The organism is Terriglobia bacterium (assembly GCA_020072565.1).
In the GTDB taxonomy this organism is placed as follows: domain Bacteria; phylum Acidobacteriota; class UBA6911; order UBA6911; family UBA6911; genus JAFNAG01.
In genome coordinates, this window is record JAIQGI010000008.1 from 95475 (window position 1) to 112211 (window position 16737).

Here is a 16737-nt window from a genome sequence, read left to right on the forward strand (position 1 = left end):
TCTGACTCCTGGCTCCCGACTCCAGCTTATGGTGGGCAGTTCAATCCCCGCCAAAAACGTAGGCGGGATCAATCGAGCAATTGGTAGTAAGTGTTGCGGGGGTGTGGCTCGAAGCCTGCAGAGCGGATCTGGCGTCTCACTTCGCCTTCATCCATGAAGAAGGTCGTGCCGGCAGCCTTGACGACGTTTTCTTCGAACATGGTGCTGCCGAAATCGTTGACGCCATAGTGCAGAGAAACCTGTGCAATGCCTGCCCCCTGCGTGACCCAGGAGGCCTGGATATTGTCGATATTATCGAGCAAGATACGGCAGAGCGCGACCATCTTCAGGTATTCGATGCTGTCGGTTTTCGTCCCGCCGAGCGCGGTCCCCCCGGGTTGATAGTTCCAGGGAATGAAAGCGGTGAATCCTCCTGTCTCGTCCTGCAGCTCGCGCACGCGCATCAGATGTTCCAACCGGTGCTGGATGCGCTCCACGGAGCCATACATCATGGTTGCGGTCGTTCTCATCCCCAGCGCATGCGCCGTGCGCATCACCCCGAGCCACTCGTCGGTGCTTTCCTTATGAGGTGCGATCCGCTCCCTGACCTCATCGACCAGGATCTCTCCTCCGGCGCCCGGAATGGTGTCGAGACCGGCCACGCGCAACCGGGAGATGGTCTCCTGGATGGTCAGGCGCGACAGGTGCGCAATATAAAGGATCTCCGTTGGCGAGAGGCTGTGGATATGCACCTTGAAGTTCTGCTTGATCGAACGGAAGAGGTCTTCGAAATAATCGATCTTGAGTTTGGGATTCAGACCCCCCTGCATGAGAATCTCGATACCGCCTGCATCCACCATCTCCCGGATCTTGTCGAAAATCTCCTCACGCGACAGGACGTAGCCGTCCTCGGAACCCGGCGGACGATAGAAGGCACAGAAGGCGCAGCGCACCCAGCAGACGTTCGTATAGTTAATGTTACGACCGACGATATAAGTCACGATCGGCTGCGGATGCTTGCGCCAGCGCATCCAATCGGCCATTTCTGCGAGTTCGGCGAGATCGGCATGATGATAGAGACTCAATCCGTCCTCGAGGCTCAGCCGGCCGCCCGCATAGAGCCTCGCCGAAATCTCCCGAACCTTCTCCTGCTCCGACATGCTGCTCCTATCGATCGGCAAATTGTAACGCGCACCTCGACGTTTTGCGACTCCCCAAAATCAAAGGGCCGTCGGCGCGTGAGGTGTTGTTGTATGCTTATGCACCATAGGGGTGTTTCTTGACCGACGAATTGTCTCTTACCACGCGCATAAGGACGGAAGCCCGACGCCTGGGCTTCTTCAAGCTGGGCGTGGTTGCCGCCCGACCGCTCCCCTGGAGGCAACACCTGGACGACTGGCTGGCCCAGGGGCGGCAGGGAGAGATGGCTTATCTTGAGCGCCAGGCCGACAAACGCAGGGACCCGTCTCTCGTGCTGGACGACGTCCGCTCCATCCTGATCCTAGGCATAAACTATCACGCCGGCGTAGCCATCCCAGAGGATCCGCTCATGGGGAAGATAAGCAGGTACGCCTGGGGTGATGATTATCATCGTCTGATGACCGACAGGCTGAGCGCACTCCTGGATTTCATACAGCGCCAGGAACCGGACGCGCGCGGGATATTCTATGCCGACACGGGTCCGGTGATGGAAAAGGCCTGGGGCGCCCAGTCGGCACTCGGCTGGATGGGCAAGCACAGCAATTTGATTACGCGGGAGCAGGGCTCGTGGTTCTTCATCGGTGTGATTCTGCTCGACTTTGAGCTGGAATTTGACGCCAAAGGGATGGATTACTGCGGCAAATGCACTCGTTGTCTCGGTGCCTGTCCGACCAGTGCCATCGTGGCCCCCTACGTTGTCGATGCCCGGCTCTGTATTTCCTACCTGACAATCGAACTGAAAGGTGCCATCCCGCGGGATCTGCGCCCGCTTATCGGCAACCGCATCTTCGGCTGTGACGACTGCCAGGAAGTGTGCCCCTGGAACCGATTCGCCGTTTCCAGCCCAGAACAGGCCTTCTGGCCGCGCCCCGGCAGTTTCTTGCCCGAGCTGGCACCTCTGGCTGCCGTCACGACGGAAGAATTTGACGCTCGCTTCAAGAATAGCCCCATTCGCAGGGCCAAGCGCGACGGCTTCGTCAGGAATGTAGTGGTAGCTCTGGGTAACTCGCTCCGACCCGAGGCCGTGCCTGCACTGGTGCATGCCCTGCGCGATCCCAGTGCACTTGTGCGCGGGCATGCCGCCTGGGCGCTCGGCCAGACTGGAATTGCCGATGCCATAGCCGCGCTCGAGGAAGCCCGAGCGGCTGAATCCGATCCCGGAGTGCTGGAGGAAATCGCACTCGCCCTGAACAGACCTCCGGTCTCCGCCATCCTGCCTCCGGCCAAAGCTTTCCAGATTTGAGTGGGATCTGAGCCCTCAGCGTCGAGGTCTCCTCCCTGGACCGCCAGCGCCCCGGTCTGTGCCCTTTTGCTCGGATGCCGGAAGCCGGATGCCGGATCACACGGCGATGGGAGCCGGAATGGCGGGATAGGGATCATAGCCGACCAGTGTAAAATCCTCGTACTTGAAATCAAAAACAGAGGTTACCTTCTCGTTCAGGAGCATTTTCGGCAGCGGCTTCGGCCGCCGGGAGAGCTGCGTTTCGACCTGTTCGACATGGTTCAGGTATATGTGCGCGTCTCCAAAAGTATGGACAAACTCTCCCAGCTCCAGCCCGGTTACATGCGCGATCATCATGGTAAGGAGTGAGTATGAGGCAATGTTAAAGGGCACCCCCAATAACAGGTCGGCGCTCCGCTGGTAAAGCTGGCAGGAAAGCTTCCGGTTGGCGACGTAGAACTGGAACAGGCAGTGGCACGGCGGCAGCCGCATGGCATCAAGATCACCGACATTCCATGCGCTGACGACGAGGCGGCGGCTGTCCGGCTTGGTTTTGAGAAGGTCAATCAGACCGGCGATCTGGTCGATCGACCTGCCGCCGGAAGCGTTCCAGTGCCTCCATTGTGCACCGTAAACCGGTCCCAGGTTTCCGTCCGCGTCTGCCCATTCATCCCAGATGTGGACCCCGTGGTCCGTAAGGTACTCGATGTTGGTGCTCCCCTGAAGGAACCATAGCAGCTCGTAGATGACTCCCTTAAGAAAGAGCCGCTTTGTGGTAGTAATCGGGAATCCCAGGTTGAGATCGAAGCGCATCTGCCGCCCGAAGACGCTGAGCGTCCCGGTTCCAGTCCGGTCGCTTTTCCTGGCCCCGTCGCGCAGGACATCACTGAGAAGGTTCAGATACTGTTGCATGTGGCCGTTTCTGAGTCAGACGTCTTTCGGGACCCGGCTACAGCCTCTCATGCTCGCGCACGGGATGGCCGAAGCCCCCTCCATACAGGTTGTCAACTATCTTCCCTACCTGAAGGATGCGCGCTACAGGCTTGCCAATGCCTTCAGGACTTCCTCGGTGTGTCCGTCTACTTTCACCCTGGGAAAGATCTTTTTGATGATTCCATCTTTCCCGATGATGAAGGTTGTGCGCTCGATTCCCATGACGGTCTTCCCGTACATGTTCTTTTCTTTGTAGACGCCGTAGGCGGAGATCGTTTTTTTATCAGGGTCCGCCAGCAGCGGCATATTCAGGCTGTATTTGTCGCGGAACTGCGCCTGCTGGGCGACATTATCCGCGCTGATGCCGAGGATGGCTGCGCCGTGTTTGGCGAACTGGTCCATAGCGTCCCGGAACCCGGACGCTTCCCGGGTTCACCCGGGAGTGTCAGCTTTCGGGAAGAAGAACATGACCACGGTCTTCTTGCCGGCAAAATCGCTCAGGCTTACGCGGTTGCCATGGTCGTCCGGGAGCGAGAACATCGGTGCTTTGCTTCCTTCCTTTAACATGGATAACCTCCTTGCGAAGGACGATTGTATCAAAGAAATTTGGTGTGAGGCATCGATTTGCCTGATTCGAATCGCCCCGGATCCGCATGATCCCAGATAAATCGCTGTCTGCACCGAGGCTCTAACGGTGTTTTCTGGCACCGGTAATAAGCCAGTAAAGGAAGCAGCCTATCGATGCCAGCCCCACCAGCAGTGCTGCCCAGAATCCCGGATCGCTGAGGTCAAAACTGCCCATGAATGCCGCTCCGTTGCGCCCGCAAGGGCCGAGCTTGATGGCTCAGAGTGAAGCTTATATCATGCTTGTGCCGTTCTGTCCCGAAAAGGCTTGATGGATAAGGGAGGATACCAACATGCAATCGTCAGGCGAAATCGCTGAATCACGCAGGCCTTCGCTGACGGATGTGGCAGGGATTCTCGTGGGCCATTTTACGCTCGCGGAGCGTCCCACCGGCTGCACCGTGATCACATCGGAGTTTCCCATAACTGCTGGTGTGGACGTTCGGGGCGGAGCGCCGGGAACGCGCGAAACCGACCTGTTGAGAGCGGAAAACTCCGTGGCCGGGATTAATGCGGTGTTTTTGTCGGGAGGCAGCGCCTTTGGGCTCGATGTCGGCACAGGAGTCGTCAAGTTCCTGGAAGAAAAAGGGCTCGGTTATCGGGTGGGGAAGGCAATCGTCCCAATTGTCTGCGGGGCTATCCTGTTTGATTTGAACGCCGGCGATCCCCAAATCCGCCCGGATGCGCGGGCCGGGTATGAGGCGGCTCGAGCTGCAGACTCTGCGCCGGTCGCGGAGGGTAGTGTCGGGGCCGGCGCCGGCTGCACGGTGGGCAAGTTATTCGGCTTGGAACGCGCAATGAGGGGAGGCTTGGGTTCCTGGGCTTGGCGCCGGGCTGACGGACTGCGCGTGGGCGCACTCGTGGCGGTCAATTCCCTCGGCGACGTGCGCGATCCGGCCTTGGGCAAGATCCTGGCCGGAGCAAGGAAGAGCGACGGCAACGGCTTCTTCGATTGTATGGCGCAGTTGCGCCGCGGATGCCGCCCTGAACTTCCGATCGGCGGTAACACCGTGATCGGTGTGGTGGCTACGAATGCCACCCTCGAAAAGGCAAGCTGCACCCGGATTGCGCAGATGGCTCACGATGCCCTGGCTCGGTGCATTCATCCCTCACACACGCTTTTCGACGGCGACACGATCTTCGCCCTGGCCACGGGGAAGCACCAGATCGAATGCAATCCCGTCAATGTCAGTGTCATAGGCGCTTTGGCGGCAGACGTGCTCTCAACGGCCATAGTTCGAGGGTGTCAGGCCGCCGGGATGTGACCTCTGCGGGCTTCATAAATCCTGGTGTCGGCCCTGACGGATTCCGGGCCACTGAGGACCAGGCGTCGGATGTAGTCGAGCGAGTTCGCCATGCTTTCGCGTGCGGCTGCTGCGATCGCCGCCCGGCCTACAATGTCTGGTAATCGATAAACCCGACAACGGATCTCCCACGTAAGCCTGCACTTCCCGTCATCCGGTGAAAGGCGGAAGGTGGACTCGTAACTCAGATCGCGGCGGCGGACGCTCCGATAGGCGAATTCGTGGTCCGGCATGTGCCGGATCCAGATCTCTTCCGGGCCTTTCAGCGTGCCGCCGGCGGCACGCTGATGAGTGGGAGTGTGATCACCCCAACGCGACATGATCGAAATACGCAAGGGGCCGGGTAACCAGGCAGGTTGCCGGCTCCAGACCGGGGCTCGTTCAACGGTGCCGATGACCTCAAAGACAAGGCTTGCGGGCCGATGGATGATCGTCGACAGCACAAGCCGAATTTCCTTTGAGTGAGAACCGCGGAGAGAGAGAAAACCGACAGCGACGACGGTCAGGAGCGAAAGTACGTACATCATGTTCGGCGACCTCGCAGAAAACGACGGCACCCCCCTTCGTTTATTAGAATCTCTTGAGACCTCTGTGCAGATTCGGTGACGGGATACCGCATTTCCCCATTTCCTGCTGGAGTTTCGGTGGCAGTATCCTGTCACTTGAGTTCCAGGCGGAGGGCAGCGGGGCCCGGTTGTGTGCTGAAGAAGCGTGCGAGTGCGGCGGTGGGGAATTGTCCCCGGTAACAGGAAGCCCAGCGGCGTTCGAATTCCGCCGCATCGTCAGCCCGGACCAGGGCCCATACGCTGCCGCCGAAGCCGGCACCGAATGCGGAGGCGGCGGCAGCGCCGAGCGCGCGCGCCGACCGCGCAAGGGCGACCGTTTCCGGAACCTGGTTGCCCAGGAGTTTTTCGGCCCTCGCTTGCGAACGGTCCACCAGTGCACCGAAACCGGACAGGTTTCCGGTGGCAAGTGCGTCGACTGATGCCGGGACGATCGCCGTGCTCTCCTCGAGGAATTGCTCGAACCGATCGCAGAGGAGGCGGGCCGGGAAATTCTCATCCTTGGAAACGCGCAGGATCTGGCGGATCCGGTCCGGAGCATCCGGGGAGTGAGCTGCTGCGGCAGCGATGGTCGGATCGCTGCGGCCGGTTGCGGCCTGCCAGATCTCCAGGATTTTCCGAGCGGCCAGCGACGCGTGGTTGTATTTGGCCCGGGCAGGTCCGGTCTTAATCGCGGTGACGCCGCTGACGCCGATAGTGAGGATGAATCCATCCGGCAGCGCCACCGTGCGCTCGTGCCGGATCGGGCAGAAGCTGTACTGCCTCAGCTCTCCCGCGCGGCTGCAGATAATCGCGGTGTGGTCTTCGCTGCCGCCGAAGGTCCCGACGCCCCGGTCCCCTGTGAGTGTGCCGAAGCTTTCCCCGTTTTCTACCGTGCCGAGATAGCCGGCAAGGTCTTCCGGGGTCCGGACCTCACGCCGATACGCGTCAGACTCCGCCAGGGCGTTGATGTCGGCGAGGGCCAGAAAAATCGCCACAATGAAAGCGCTTGAACTGCTCATACCCGACGCTGCCGGGAGATCGCTGATGAAGGCGATATCCGCACCATGCCGGGCCAATGGAAAATTGCGCGCCAGGCGCCGTACTGCCGTGCTTGGATAGTTGCACCACCGCCGGTCCGCGGGCTGCAGTTCCGGATCTAAAGCCAATGCGCACTGCGCCCGCGATCTGGCATTGATAACGTTGATTCGCGCATCCTGGCGCGGCCGGGCGATCAGGCAAAAGCCGCGTTCCACCGCGCACAGCAAGCTGCGGCCGCCCGCATAGTCCGTATGTTTGCCGAGAACCTCGACGCGGCCGGGCACGAAGAATGCCCGCACGGTATCGTTTCCGGCGCGCCGCGCCGGGAGTGCCCGGTCGGCACGTTCGAACAGCAGCCCCTTGGGAACCGCCTCCGCAGTGCTCATCCCGGCAGCCAGGAGGAACTCCGCATAGCGGTTCATAGGTTCACCTCGATTCCCCTGAGCCTGTCCGCCACGACGCCGATGTCGGAGCGGCTTGACAGATCGAGCACCGCCGCGCGGAAGGTCAGCACACGGAAGCGTTCATTGAGCTTGCTGATGGAGAATTGGACGGCATCCGTCAGCTCGAGTTCGCCGCGCGGCGAGGGCTCTATGGACGCGCAGGCGCGAAAGATCCGCGGACCGAAACACCAGCAGTTCATGCTTACGTATATGCCCGATCCCAGCATCTGCAGCGTCGATTCATCCGGTTTCTCGACGATGCGTTGAAGCGTTCCATCGGGATTGGTCGTCACCACGGCAAACTGCCGTATGCGGTCGGCGCTGACGTTGCCGTCCTGCGCCAGAGTCTGGCGCTCGAATGCGGCAATGGCAGGCTGGCCCAGCACGCGGAGTTCGCGGCAAGCGTCGATGGGATAATAGTTATCGGAGTTGAGCATCAGAAAGCGTTCGCCCATGGTGAATGCTTCCGCGGCGGCCAGGGCGTCGGCCGTTCCAAGGGGCCGCTCCTGGATGGCAAAGCTGACCTGGAGGCGCTTCGGGACGCAGACGCGGGTGTAATACTCGCGCACGACGTCGTGCTCGGGACCGATGACAAGACACACCTCCCGATAGCCGGCATCGGCAAGGCCGCTGAGCACGTAATCCAGAAAGGGTCGGTCCACGGGGATCATCGCTTTGAGGCCGGTATCGGCCATGCGGGCTTGGAGGGGATCGAGTTGCCGTGCTTCCCCATCGAGCCGGCGCATGCGCGTGCCCAGTCCGCGTGCCAGGATAACCGCTTTGATCAATCCTTCCGCCATCATGCCGTCGATCTCCTCGCATAACTGACGAGGAAGCGAACTATAGACCCGTTCTTGCAGGAGGATCAAGCCGATCCCGCCGCCACGACCCGGGAAATCCTGGACTCTCTTGGTTGCGGCCATGCCGCTGCGCGCGATTCGCGGCCCGTTTCCATAGCGGTGAATCGGGCGGATCACACAAATTGAATCGCTTCGGACGGGCAGGTATAATGCACACGATTTCAGGGGAACCGATTTGTCTCGGAGCTGCACATGAAACGATTGTTGCCCATCATTTTTCTTGCCCTTGGGGCGCCCGGACTCTTGCCGCTTGCAGCCCGGCAGAAGAGCCCCATCATAGAATTCGACAGCACTACCAGGGAAGTGGGCAAAGTAATCGACGGTGAAGCCATCAATCAGGTCTTCAAGTTTGCGAACAAGGGGGATGCAACGCTCGAGATACTGAGCGTGGAGCCCTCATGCGGGTGCACATCCGCCGGAGCGGTGCCGCGCAAACTCGCTCCCGGACAGAGCGGGCAAATTGAGATCAAGATCGCGACGGAAGGGCTCGCCGCGCTGAGCAAGACAGCGGCCGAGACCGTAGCCTTGAGCAAGACCGTGACGGTAATCAGCAATGATCCCAAGCAGCCGCAGACTGTCTTGACCATCAACATCACGGTAGCGCCTGAAATCGCCGTTTCCGATCCCTCCATTTATTTCGGCAGCAACCCGCGCGGGCGGGAGGTCACCAAGGAACTCCTGGTCGAAATCGCACCCGACAGGGCAGTCAAGCTTTTGAGCGCGGCATCCACGGACGAGAACATTACCGTGAAGCTCGAGCCGGTACCGGGCAGCGACGGCAAAAAATACAAAGTGATCGCGGTCCAGAAATCGAACGGAGAGGACGGCATGCACGTCGGCAATATCGTGATCAAGACTTCGAGCCGGCTGAAACCCGAGGTGAGGGTCGCCGTTCGTTACCTGGTCATCAAAGGCAATTAAGCGCTGCCGCTCGATACCCGGCTAGAAGGGGATGTCCCAGACGTTCCCTTGTTGTTTTGTCCCTCCGACAAATCGCGTCACCACAATCCATGTCCGCATGAAAGGTCCCGGTTTTTCGTGAGCAGTGTTATACTGCCTGATAAAACAACCAGAAAAGGCGGATGAAGCTGCAGTTTGGCCTGCAGTCTCACTTCGGGAATCGGAGTGCGCTTGACGCTGAAGAGCTTGCCTCAGACACTGTCCCAGGACACTGCTTCCTGCCTTTATCGGGTGATGCAGGAGAGTCTGCGCAACGCCGCCAGACACGCGCGCACCCAGCGCATCTCGGTGAGCCTTACGGGATCGGCGCGAGATCTCAGCCTCTCCGTCAGAGATTGGGGCGTCGGCTTCAATCCCGAGATTCTGAGAGCCGGGCGCGGAGGCCTCGGCATAGTCGGGATGAAGGAGCGTGCGCGCCTGGTGAACGGGACCTTGCATCTTCACTCCAGGCCGGGGCAGGGGACGCAGGTCGTAGTCCGGCTGCCGCTTGCGGAGGTCAGGCAATGACACGCACCAGCATCCTGCTGGCTGACGACCACACTTTGGTGCTGGAGGGATTGAAGAAGCTCCTCGCGCCGGAGTTTGAACTGGTCGGAATGGTTAAGGATGGCCGCGCCCTGTTGGCTGCCGCCGGCAAGCTGATGCCCGATGTAGTACTTTTGGACATTTCGATGCCCCTGCTGAATGGCTTGGAGGCGGCCCGCCAACTGAAGAAGATGCTGCCGGATGTACAGATTGTTTTCCTGACCATGCACTCGGAAAAAGTCTACGTTACCGAAGCGTTCCGCGCCGGCGCTTCCGGATACCTGCTGAAGAGCTCGGCGGCTTCGGAACTCGTGTTTGCCATCCGGGAAGTGGTAAAGGGGCGATTCTACGTGACTCCCCTTGTTGCCAAAGACGTGCTATGCACTCTTCTGGATCAGCCCCGGAGACCGCACCCGGCTGCGCGCCCGGGCTCTGCCGAAAATCTGACTTCGCGCCAGCGCGAGGTGCTGCAGCTGGTTGCCGAGGGGTGTGCCAACAAAGAGATCGCCGAAATCATGAAGATCTCCATCAAAACCGTAGAGTTCCACAAGTCGGCAATTATGCAGAAGCTTGGGCTGCACGGCACGGCCGAACTGACCAAGTACGCGCTCAAGCACGGCATTGCCGGCGAAACCGAGTAGTTCTTGGCACGTTGCTCTCGGATCTTTGCCCATCGTCGCATGGAATGGTGCGTCCTTCTTTGGGTCGACGACCGTGAAGCTTCCGTTGGTCCCAGGGAAATGGCCGGGAGGCCGGTTCTTCGCGGTTGTGATACTATTGGCATGATTGAGGATAAAAGGAGACCCGGAGATGAAAACGATTGTACTGCTCAGGCACGGCGAGAGCACCTGGAACCGGGAGAATCGGTTTACCGGATGGACAGATGTCGGCCTCAGTGAAAAAGGAATGGAGGAAGCGCTCGAGGCTGGTCGTGTGCTGACTCGTGAGGGATTTACCTTCGACGTGGCCTATACCTCGGTGCTCAAGCGTGCCGTCAAGACGCTCTGGATCGTGCTCGAGGAGATGGACCTGATGTGGATCCCGGTCTACCGCAGTTGGCGCCTGAACGAGCGCCATTACGGAGCGCTTCAGGGTCTCAACAAGGCCCAAGTTGCAGCCCGGCATGGGGAGGCGCAGACCAAGCTCTGGCGCCGAAGTTACCACGTGCGGCCTCCCGCCCTGACTCCTGACGACGAGCGTTTTCCGGGCAGAGACCGGCGCTATGCCGGCCTGACGCCGGACCAACTCCCGCTCACGGAATGCCTCGAGGACACAGTGACCCGTTTTCTGCCCTATTGGGAAGAGACGATTGCGCCGGCCGTCCGCCGGGGCGACCGCACATTGATTGCGGCGCATGGCAACAGCCTGCGCGCGCTCGTCAAGCATCTCGACGGCGTTTCTGATGAGGCGATCGTGGATCTCAACATTCCCACCGGGATCCCGCTCGTCTACGAGTTGAACGACGATCTCACTCCCATTCGGAGCCGTTACCTGGGAGATGAGGCCGCCATCAAAGAGGCGACTCAGAAAGTTGCGAACCAGTTGAAAGGGTAGGAGGAACCGGCCAGGGGAGTCGGCGGCGCCGCGGTGTTCGCACCTGCTGTACCTGAGCGTCCGGGCCGCGATTCTCCTCGCACGAAACCGATTGCACTTTGTCGTTAACAGGATCCAGGAGGCAGGACATGATTATTGGTGTGCCCAGAGAAACGCACCGCCACGAGCACCGTGTTGGGCTCACTCCCCTGGCCGTGGCCCGCTTGATCCAGCAGGGCCAGACGGTTCTGGTCGAGAAGGAAGCCGGACTGACAGCCCATTTTTCGGATCGGGAATATCAAAAGGTAGGTGCCCAGATCGTCTATGACGCCATGGAAGTCTACAAGCGTGCCGACCTCATCTGCCGGGTCAGCGTACTCACACCCCAGGAACTGGACCTGCTGAAAACGGGAGCGATCGTTTGCGGATTCCTGCATCTGGCGGTCGCCACGCGGGAGATGGCGTCGCGGCTGATGGATCTTAAGGCTACCCTGATCGGCTATGAAATCATCCGTGATGCCGACGGCGATCTTCCGGTTCTGGTCCCTTTCAGCGAAATGGCGGGACAGATGGCGGTCCACATCGCGGCACACTTCCTGCAGAATGAGGTGGGCGGCCGCGGCGTCCTTATCGGCAACGTTACCGGCGTGCCGCCGGCCACGGTCCTCGTCCTGGGAGCGGGCACGGTCGGGAGCACCGCAGCGCGCCAGGCGCTGGCCAGCGGGGCGCATGTGATCATCCTCGATGCCGACCTGGCCAAACTGCGGGCTCTGAACCGGGAGCTTGGAGGGCTGGCGGTCACGGTGATGGGAGGGCTAGACCGTCTGGAGAAGTACACCTCGATCGCCGATGTCGTGATTGGGGCCGTGCTCATTCCCGGGGCGCGTGCGCCTTTTGTGGTCACCGAGGAGATGGTCAAGGCGATGAAGCCCGGCAGCGTGATCATCGACGCCTCCATCGATCAGGGCGGTTGCGTGGAAACCAGCCGGCCGACGACACTGGATCGTCCCACGTTCGTCACCCACAGCGTGGTGCATTACTGTGTTCCCAACATGACCGCCAACATCGCCCGCACCGCCTCGCGTGCGCTTGCGAATGCGGCGATTCCATACATAATTGAACTCTCCGAAAAAGGGCTCGAGAGCGTGCTGCGGGATGATCCCGGACTGGCTGCGGGCGTGTACATGTACAAGGGCAAGATGGTGAACGAAGGGGCAGGTTCTACCCTGGGCATCAAAACCACGCCGCTGCTCGAGCTGTTTTGAAGCACTGAGAAGAGCATCGCCCAGTCCGTCAAATACAGTCCTTATCTAACAGAAATCATATGCTGACAGGTGGATTCTCATGAACTGGTTGGACGACTACAAATCCAAGTTGAAGAGCCCGGCAGATGCCGTCCAAATGATCAAGTGCGGCCACCGGGTTTACTATGGAGGGAATGCGGCCATTCCCAAAGCTCTGGTGCGGGCGCTGGCGGAGCGCCGCGAAGAACTTCAGGACGTGCAACTCAATCACGTTCTGCTGCTCGGGCAAGACCCGCTGTCGGCCGAAAACATGAAGGGGCATTTCCGGCACAATTCGCTCTTCGTGGGACCTGCCGACCGCGAGGCGGTGAATGATGGGAGGGCCGACTACCTGCCGATCTTTCTGCACCAGATTCCACGCCTCTTCCGCGACGGCATCGTGCCCCTGGACGTAACCATGGTGCAGACTTCGCCCCCGGACGAACATGGCTTCATGAGCCTGGGCGTGGAGACTCTGGCTTCGAAAGCCGCCTGCCAGATGGCCAAAACCGTGATCGTTCAGGTGAACGAGAAGATGCCCCGGATCCTGGGCGACTCGTTCATCCATATAAACCGGGTCAACGCCATCGTCGAGCACACTGAACCGCTGCCGACCTTGCAAGTCAAGCCGTCCTCCGACGTCGAGAAGGCCATCGCCGGGCACATTATCCCCCTCATCCGGCCGGCCTCGACGGTCCAAATGGGAATCGGCGGGATACCCGATGCGGTGTACGAGTCCATGGACGGCAATCTGGAATTGGGCGTCCACACGGAGATGATTTCCGATCGCGCCATGCGCGCCATCCAGCGCGGCGTGGTGACCGGGAATCAGAAGACGCTCCATCAAGGCAAGGTGGTCATCACCTTTGCGCTCGGAAGCGAAGAATTGTACAGTTTCCTGAACAACAACCCGCTCATCGAGTCTCACCCCGTCGAGCATGTCAACGATCCTTTCATCATCAGCCAGAATGACAACATGGTGGCGATCAACTCTGCCATCGAGATCGACCTTACCGGACAGGTGTGCTCGGATTCGGTTGGGCCCTACATCTATTCCGGATTCGGCGGACAGGTGGATTTCATCCGCGGGGCTGCACGTTCCAAGGGCGGCCGGCCCATCATCGCGCTTCCTGCCACAGCCAAGGGTGGGGAAATGTCGCGCATTGCTCCCTTCCTCAAGCAGGGCGCGGGTGTGGTTACGAGCCGCGCAGACGTGCACTATGTGGTCACCGAATACGGGGTTGCGAATCTCTTCGGCAAAAACCTGCGGGAGAGGGCCGAGGCGCTGATCAGCATCGCCCATCCCAGATTCCAGGATGAACTCGAAAGGGCCGCGAAGGAAAGGAAACTCCTGCCATAGAAAACCGCGAAAAAGACAAAAAATATTTCGTGTGTTTCGGGGCTGCGAAGCCTGCAGCAGAAATCAGACTTGTTTGCCCAGAGGTGATGTCCTTTTGCGGTCGGAGCCGGTTTGGGCTGCCGGCAGGGACGATGTGTCTTCCTGGATGACGTAATGCCGCCGCCAGCGTCGCGGGGAGACGAGCGCAGCGACAAAGAAGATCAGCGTGGCGAGCAGAACGATCGTTGCGCCGGAGGCAGTGTTGAGCTTATCGGAAAGCAGCAGTCCCCCCAGTGTGCTCCCCACGCCGATGGCGATCGCCAAGACCATCATGCGCCGGAAATTCTCCGTAAGCTGGTAGGCGGCGGCCGCGGGGGTCACCATGAGCGCCGAAACCAGCACGATCCCCACCACCTTGATCGACAGCACCACGGTAAGCGCGATCAGGCTGATCAGCAAGAAGTAGATCCTGGCGGCCGGCACTCCCGTCACAGCCGCCATTTCCGCATCGAAAGTCACGAACAGCAGTTCCTTGAAAAAGAGCAGCACCAGGCCCAGGACGACCCCGCTCAATCCCAGAATGATCCAGACATCGTCCCGGCTGACAGCCAGGATACTTCCGAAAAGGTAGCCGAACAGGTCGACGTTGTATCCGTGCATGAGCCCGATCAGGAGAATTCCGAGTGCCATCGTCGAGGCGAAAAAGATCCCCACTGCCGTGTCCTCCTTGACCCGGCCCTTGCGCGCCACCAGGCCGATACCCCAAGCCGTCCCCAGGCAGAAAATCACGGCGGTCAGAACCGGATTGAGCTTGAGGAAGAACCCCAAGGCCACGCCTCCGAAGCTGGCATGTGCGATCCCCGCCCCGATGAACGAAAGCCCCTTCAGAACGACGTAAGTGCCGATGATGGCGCACACGATGCCGATCAGAGTGCCGGCAAACAGAGCGCGCTGCATGTAATGGTAGCCGAGTAACTCCATCATCGTTCTTTTTCCACTACCAGATGAGGCACACGCCCGTGATGGAAAAACATCGCGTCGCACCCGTACATGGTCGAGAGTTCGTCCGAGCCCAGCACTTCAGCGGGGCGCCCGTGTGCGACCAGACGCCGGTTGATGCAGACGACGCCTTCCACATAGGAAGCGACTACGCCGACATCATGGGAAACGACCAGCATGGTAATGCCGCCGGCGTGCAGCGCCTTCAGAAGCTCATAGAGGCCTTCGCTCGACGCCACATCCACGCCCGTCGTCGGTTCGTCCAGCAGCAGCAGATCCGGCTCGTTGGCAAGGGCGCGCGCCAGGAAAGCGCGCTGCCTCTGCCCGCCTGAGAGGCGCCTGATGGGACGATCGGCCAGGTCGGCGATTCCCACGCGATTCATGGCTTCCATCGCGGCGGCACGGTCCCTTGCGGAAGGGCGGCGGAACAGGCCCATGCGGCCATACCGGCCCATGAGTACGACTTCCCCCACGTTTACCGGGAAGTTCAAGTCTACAGACATGATCTGCGGCACATAGCCGATCCGGCGCCGTTCGCCTTCGAGAGCTGCCGGGCTCTTCCCGAACACCCGGACCCTCCCGCTCACCGGGTGAACCAGGCCGAGAATAACCTGCAGCAGGGTGGTTTTGCCCGCGCCGTTCGGGCCTATGATGGCCAGAAAGCTGCCGGCAGGCACAGTGAGGCTCACGTCGTCGAGCGCCAGGAGATCCTGGAACGCGACATTGACATGGTCCAGCTCAATGATCGGATTGGTTGGGTTCATCGCTCTCGCTTCCTTCCCCGCTGACGGCTAGCGCAAAGCCATGCTGATCTGACTCAAGTTGTAGCGCATGAGATCGAGATATCTATAGTCGGGCGGCCGCCCGAGTGGATTCAAGAGCAACACGCGCGCTCCGGATTCTTCGGCAATCACTTCCGCCGCCTTGGTGGAAAACTGAGGTTCTGCGAAGATCACCCTGGCCTTGATCTCCCTGGCCTTCCGGACAATGGCGGCGATTTCCGCCGGGGACGGTTCCTGCCCAGGGCTGCGTTCGATGACGGCCGTTTCTTCCAGGCCATAATCAGCGGCGAAATAGGACCAGGCGGCGTGAAAAGCTATGAATCGCCGGCTGGAAAATCCGGCCACGGCTGTGCGGATTTCCTCGTCAAGCCTGCGCAACTCGCGCTGGAACCTGTCGGCGTTGGCACGATAGATTTCCGCTCCTGCCGGGTCGGCAGTCACCAGTGCCTCGCGAATCTTCTCTGCCTGGCGCATCGCGTCCACCGGACTGAGCCACGTGTGCGGATTTCCGCCCGGCTCGTCGGCGTCGCCGGAAAGTATCTTCAAGCCCTCGCTGACCGTAACGACCGTCAGATGGGGATTGTCGGCGGCCGAGATGACCTTGCCCGCCCAGAACTCCAGCCCGACCCCGTTCAGCACGAGAACGCGGGCGCGCGTCACCGCCTTCAACTGTGCCGGAGTGAGATCGTAGGTGTGCGGGCTTGCTCCGGCGGGCACCAGCACCTCTACTTGAACACGCTCGCCGCCCACCTGCCGCGCGAAGTCCGCCAGAGGCAAAATGCTGGCAACCACCGGCACCCGGGTATCCTGCATTTTGGAGCCTTTCGAATTGACGCACCCCCCTGCACCCAGACTCAAGGATATCAGCAGCGACATTGCGGCGAAAACGCGGTCTCCCGGCATCCACACCTCGTCTCTACAGCCGCTCGGGCCGTTGAATCAGGAAAACTAGATTATACATGTTTCCATGAGCTTACTGGCCCAAAAGCTCCCGGCTCCTGTTCGATCGCCAGGCTTCGCTCTGCGGCTAAGGAAAATTCCCGGATCTACCAGGGATTTGCCTAGTGTTCTGCCGTGCACCGACTGACTACACTCGTTTTCACCATGAAATTCCGCAAGGTGTCCCACCTTTACCAATTCCGCAACACCAACCTCTGGTCATGGGGGC

17 protein-coding genes are annotated in these 16737 nt (G+C 60.2%); 8 read left to right on the forward strand and 9 right to left on the reverse strand.

Annotated features, from left to right (window positions below; all coding sequences use genetic code 11):
* Positions 1-68: 68 nt before the first annotated feature.
* A complete protein-coding gene (gene mqnC, locus LAP85_06950; GenBank protein MBZ5496125.1) occupies positions 69-1139 on the reverse strand; it encodes a dehypoxanthine futalosine cyclase in 1071 nt (356 codons plus the stop codon).
* Positions 1140-1288: 149 nt separating this feature from the next.
* Between mqnC and queG the strand changes: the two genes are divergently transcribed.
* Positions 1289-2422 carry a tRNA epoxyqueuosine(34) reductase QueG gene (gene queG / locus LAP85_06955; GenBank protein ID MBZ5496126.1) on the forward strand — a complete coding sequence of 378 codons (1134 nt, stop codon included), beginning with the start codon at positions 1289-1291 and terminating at the stop codon, positions 2420-2422.
* 96 nt (positions 2423-2518) lie between these two features.
* Here the strand turns inward: queG and LAP85_06960 are convergent, their stop codons facing one another.
* Both LAP85_06960 and bcp read right to left on the reverse strand, forming a co-directional pair.
* Entirely contained in the window at positions 2519-3313 is a 795-nt protein-coding gene (locus LAP85_06960) for a thymidylate synthase (GenBank protein ID MBZ5496127.1), read from the reverse strand.
* 123 nt (positions 3314-3436) lie between these two features.
* Positions 3437-3901 carry a thioredoxin-dependent thiol peroxidase gene (gene bcp, locus LAP85_06965; protein ID MBZ5496128.1) on the reverse strand — a complete coding sequence of 155 codons (465 nt, stop codon included), beginning with the start codon at positions 3899-3901 and terminating at the stop codon, positions 3437-3439.
* 350 nt (positions 3902-4251) lie between these two features.
* On the opposite strand from bcp, the gene LAP85_06970 reads away from it, so the two are divergent.
* Positions 4252-5223 carry a P1 family peptidase gene (locus tag LAP85_06970; GenBank protein ID MBZ5496129.1) on the forward strand — a complete coding sequence of 324 codons (972 nt, stop codon included), beginning with the start codon at positions 4252-4254 and terminating at the stop codon, positions 5221-5223.
* Here LAP85_06970 and LAP85_06975 read toward each other — a convergent pair.
* The 3 genes from LAP85_06975 to LAP85_06985 all read right to left on the reverse strand — a co-directional run bounded on the left by LAP85_06975 (position 5205) and on the right by LAP85_06985 (position 8091).
* The gene (locus tag LAP85_06975) at positions 5205-5789 is read right to left on the reverse strand and encodes an SRPBCC family protein (protein ID MBZ5496130.1); all 585 of its coding nucleotides are present in this window, start codon (positions 5787-5789) and stop codon (positions 5205-5207) included. The genes LAP85_06970 and LAP85_06975 overlap by 19 nt on opposite strands.
* 131 nt (positions 5790-5920) lie before the next feature.
* Positions 5921-7144 (reverse strand): galactokinase, encoded by a 1224-nt coding sequence (locus LAP85_06980; protein ID MBZ5496131.1) that lies wholly within the window; start codon positions 7142-7144, stop codon positions 5921-5923.
* Positions 7145-7263: 119 nt separating this feature from the next.
* Complete coding sequence (locus LAP85_06985; protein MBZ5496132.1) at positions 7264-8091, reverse strand: nucleotidyltransferase family protein; 828 nt, start codon at positions 8089-8091, stop codon at positions 7264-7266.
* A 249-nt stretch (positions 8092-8340) separates the two neighbouring features.
* On the opposite strand from LAP85_06985, the gene LAP85_06990 reads away from it, so the two are divergent.
* The 6 genes from LAP85_06990 (at position 8341) to LAP85_07015 (ending at position 13809) form a co-directional block, all read left to right on the forward strand.
* Positions 8341-9069, forward strand: coding sequence for a DUF1573 domain-containing protein (locus LAP85_06990; protein ID MBZ5496133.1), 729 nt, complete (start codon positions 8341-8343; stop codon positions 9067-9069).
* A gap of 210 nt (positions 9070-9279) precedes the next feature.
* Entirely contained in the window at positions 9280-9615 is a 336-nt protein-coding gene (locus LAP85_06995) for a hypothetical protein (GenBank protein ID MBZ5496134.1), read from the forward strand.
* Positions 9612-10274 (forward strand): response regulator transcription factor, encoded by a 663-nt coding sequence (locus LAP85_07000; protein MBZ5496135.1) that lies wholly within the window; start codon positions 9612-9614, stop codon positions 10272-10274. Before LAP85_06995 ends, LAP85_07000 begins: the two co-directional genes overlap by 4 nt.
* A gap of 169 nt (positions 10275-10443) precedes the next feature.
* Positions 10444-11187: a 2,3-diphosphoglycerate-dependent phosphoglycerate mutase gene (gene gpmA, locus LAP85_07005; protein MBZ5496136.1), complete on the forward strand. Its 744-nt coding sequence runs from the start codon at positions 10444-10446 to the stop codon at positions 11185-11187.
* 128 nt (positions 11188-11315) lie between these two features.
* Positions 11316-12431 carry an alanine dehydrogenase gene (locus LAP85_07010; protein MBZ5496137.1) on the forward strand — a complete coding sequence of 372 codons (1116 nt, stop codon included), beginning with the start codon at positions 11316-11318 and terminating at the stop codon, positions 12429-12431.
* Positions 12432-12510: 79 nt separating this feature from the next.
* A complete protein-coding gene (locus LAP85_07015) occupies positions 12511-13809 on the forward strand; it encodes a 4-hydroxybutyrate CoA-transferase (protein ID MBZ5496138.1) in 1299 nt (432 codons plus the stop codon).
* Between the two features lie 63 nt (positions 13810-13872).
* On the opposite strand, the gene LAP85_07020 is transcribed toward LAP85_07015, so the two are convergent.
* From LAP85_07020 to LAP85_07030, 3 genes are read right to left on the reverse strand one after another with little or no spacing between them, the layout of a single operon-like run.
* Positions 13873-14772 carry a metal ABC transporter permease gene (locus LAP85_07020; protein MBZ5496139.1) on the reverse strand — a complete coding sequence of 300 codons (900 nt, stop codon included), beginning with the start codon at positions 14770-14772 and terminating at the stop codon, positions 13873-13875.
* Positions 14769-15551 carry a metal ABC transporter ATP-binding protein gene (locus LAP85_07025; GenBank protein ID MBZ5496140.1) on the reverse strand — a complete coding sequence of 261 codons (783 nt, stop codon included), beginning with the start codon at positions 15549-15551 and terminating at the stop codon, positions 14769-14771. Before LAP85_07025 ends, LAP85_07020 begins: the two co-directional genes overlap by 4 nt.
* A gap of 27 nt (positions 15552-15578) precedes the next feature.
* Complete coding sequence (locus LAP85_07030) at positions 15579-16472, reverse strand: metal ABC transporter substrate-binding protein (protein ID MBZ5496141.1); 894 nt, start codon at positions 16470-16472, stop codon at positions 15579-15581.
* Between the last annotated feature and the right edge of the window lie 265 nt (positions 16473-16737).